Source organism: Marinimicrobium sp. C2-29 (assembly GCF_038419845.1).
In the GTDB taxonomy this organism is placed as follows: Bacteria; Pseudomonadota; Gammaproteobacteria; order Pseudomonadales; family Cellvibrionaceae; genus Marinimicrobium.
Genome location: NZ_JBCAQT010000047.1, coordinates 1 through 747 on the forward strand (window position 1 = coordinate 1; position 747 = coordinate 747).

Consider the following 747-nt stretch of genomic DNA (forward strand, 5'->3'; position numbering starts at 1 on the left):
CCCCAGAGGAGATTCTGCATGAAGAAGTCACGTTTTACCGACAGTCAGATCCTGGCCATCCTGAAACAAGCTGAGAATGGCGTCCCGGTGCCCGAACTGTGTAGGGAGCACGGTATGAGCAGCGCCACCTTTTACAAGTGGCGCGCCAAGTTCGGCGGTATGGACGCCTCGATGATGGCTCGCCTTAAGGAGCTTGAGGATGAAAACCGGCGCCTGAAAAAGATGTATGCCGAGGAGCGATTAAAGGCCGAAATCGTCCAGGAGGCCATGACAAAAAAGTGGTAAAGCCATCTCAGCGCAAGGAGATGGCTAAGAAAGCCGTTGATCAGTATGGCGTGAGCGTCCGTTTGGCCTGCCAGACCTTTTGTATTAGTGAAAGCTGCTACCGGTACGAACCAACGCTTAGCCGAGAAAACGAAGTGATCGCCGATTGGCTGTTGCGACTGACGGAGAACCAGCGCAATTGGGGGTTTGGTTTGTGTTACCTGTTTCTACGCAACGTGAAGGGCTTTTGCTGGAACCACAAGCGTGTTTACCGGATTTACAAGGCATTGGAGCTTAACCTGCGTATCAAGCCCAAAAAGCGGCTGGTGCGCGAAAGGCCTGAAGCGTTGGCGGTGCCAGAGAATATCAATCAGTGTTGGTCAATGGATTTTATGCATGACCAGTTATCCGATGGGCGAAGCTATCGGCTACTCAATGTGATCGACGACTTTAACCGCGAAGGCTTGGGCATCGAAGTCGACT

The 747-nt window shown here is 52.3% G+C and carries 1 pseudogene; it reads left to right on the top strand.

Annotated features, from left to right (window positions below):
- Positions 1–18 precede the first annotated feature (18 nt).
- Positions 19–747, top strand: a pseudogene (locus AAE484_RS17410) (transposase); the annotation flags it as partial.